The 1,937-nt window shown below is 72.7% G+C and carries 4 protein-coding genes; 3 read left to right on the top strand and 1 reads right to left on the bottom strand.

What is annotated here, in order from left to right; all coding sequences use genetic code 11:
* The 3 genes from ACRDP3_RS12120 to ACRDP3_RS12110 form a co-directional block, all read left to right on the top strand.
* On the top strand, window positions 1-234 hold a 234-nt coding region (locus ACRDP3_RS12120), incomplete at its 5' end, for a RidA family protein (RefSeq protein ID WP_431516906.1).
* A gap of 49 nt (window positions 235-283) precedes the next feature.
* Window positions 284-787: a hypothetical protein gene (locus tag ACRDP3_RS12115; RefSeq protein ID WP_431516905.1), complete on the top strand. Its 504-nt coding sequence runs from the start codon at window positions 284-286 to the stop codon at window positions 785-787.
* A 68-nt stretch (window positions 788-855) separates the two neighbouring features.
* A complete protein-coding gene (locus ACRDP3_RS12110; protein WP_431516904.1) occupies window positions 856-1,644 on the top strand; it encodes a GNAT family N-acetyltransferase in 789 nt (262 codons plus the stop codon).
* Between the two features lie 24 nt (window positions 1,645-1,668).
* Here ACRDP3_RS12110 and ACRDP3_RS12105 read toward each other — a convergent pair.
* A partial coding sequence (locus tag ACRDP3_RS12105) for a DoxX family protein (protein WP_431516903.1) occupies window positions 1,669-1,937 on the bottom strand: 269 nt, incomplete at its 5' end.

Genomic DNA, 1,937 nt, shown 5'->3' with positions numbered 1-1,937 from the left:
CTGACCAACCTGCTCGCCGCTCTCGCCGCCGCCGGCGGCACCCCCGCCGACCTCACCCGCGTCACCGTCTACGCCACCGACGTACCGGCCTACCGCGACTGCGCCCGCGAGTTGGGCCGCCTGTGGCGGCGCCACGCGGGCCGCGACTACCCGGCCATGGCGGTGATCGGCGTGGTCCGGCTGTGGGACGAGGCCGCCTTGGTGGAACTCGACGGCATCGCGGTCCTCCAGTAGTGGACTGGCGCGGTGTCATGGACCCGCCGGTTCTGGAAGGCTCTGACGCATGGTCACTTCCCCGGTCGACCCCGACCGCCGAGACGATGACGACCGGTCCGAGGAGCGGGTGACGCTCTTCGAGGCCGAAGTCGAGCGGTTACGGGAGGAAGCAGTGCATCAGAGGCGTGTCGCTGACCGCAGAGCGCGGTTCTGGGCCTTCACCGACATCGCCATGGGCTTCCCCGCCGCCCTGCTCGCCGGAGTCTCCGGAGCCGCCGGCCTGGCGTTCGCGGAGGCCCGCGTCCCCGCGGCGGTGCTGGCCCTCCTAGCGGCCGGCTTCTCGGCGGGTGCGGGTTTCCTGCGGAGCGACGTACGCCGTACGGCCAACAAGCGCGCCCGGCGGGCGTGGGCCGCGCTGGAGGACGAGGCCCGTCTGGTCCAGGCGGGAGGCTTCCACCACGACGGCCGGGCCCGCCTCAGCAGCGAAGCCATCCACCAGGCACTCCGCTCCCTCTTCGACCGCCGCCAAGCGGCCCTGTCGGCCTATGAAGGGGACTCGGCAGAGGCATAAGTGCGCACGAGGCGCCGGGCGCGGGAAATCCCGTTGCCGGGTGCGTCCGCCGGTGCTGAGCTTCAGCGATGAAGAACAGTGATGCGGTGCTGGCGGTATTCGACCGCGAGATGCGCGAGAACGTGGCCGCCGACGGGCCGGGCGCCCGGGTCGAGCGAACAGGGGGTGTGGTGCGCCAGGTCGGCGCGGATTCCGGCTGGCATGGCTGGACCGGCGTGGTGTGGTCCGGCCTCGACGAGCGCACCGCGGACGCGGCGATCGCCGCGCAGGTCCGGCACTTCACCGCGCAGGGGCGCGAGTTCGAGTGGAAGCTCTACGCACACGACGAGCCCGCGGACCTGGCGGTGCGGCTGCGGGCGGCCGGGTTCGTGCCTGAGCCCGAGGAGGCGGTGATGGTCGCCGAGGTGCGGGAGGTGTCCACCGGTGCCGTCCTGCCCGAGGGCGTGCGGCTGCGCCACGTGACCGGCCCGGCGGATGTGGAGCTCGTCGGGTACGTACACGAGCGGGCGTTCGGCGCGGAAGACCCGCGGATCCGGCATCAACTGCTCGCCCAACTCGCCGACGCCCCGGACACGGTCGTGGTCGTCCTCGCGATGGCCGGCGAAAAGCCGGTGTGCGCGGCGCGGCTGGAGCTGCACCCGGGCACGCGGTTCGCCGGACTCTGGGGCGGCGGCACTGTGGAGGAGTGGCGCGGCCGGGGCATCTACCGTGCGCTGGTCGCCTACCGCGCCCGCATCGCCGCCGAGCGCGGCTTCCGCTACCTCCAGGTGGACGCCTCCAGCGACAGCCGCCCGATCCTCCACCGCCTCGGCTTCACCGCCCTGTCGACCACGACTCCGTATACGTACCGGCCTTGAGCGCTGCCGTCCCGCCGTGCTGGCTTACCGGCGCCGCACCCTGCTGAGCAGCCGCCCTATGGTGCCCCACCGGCCCCAGACGACGAGGGCGAGCGGGATCAGGATGAGGGCGGGGGTGGAAACACCGCGGCCGTCGTAGAGGGTCAGGTGCGTCAGGCAGGCGCCCGCCATCACCCCCATCAGGCCGAGCGCCGCGGGCCCCGAGAGCCAGGGCGTGAGGAGGGCGATGGCTCCGAGCAGTTCCAGTGCGCCGGTCAGATACATGAACCACAGGCCGAAGCCGATGTCCTCGA

The sequence above is a fragment of the Streptomyces sp. genome, from assembly GCF_050698815.1.
Classification (GTDB): Bacteria; Actinomycetota; Actinomycetes; order Streptomycetales; family Streptomycetaceae; genus Streptomyces.
This window is presented reverse-complemented; position numbering and strand designations above follow the sequence as displayed.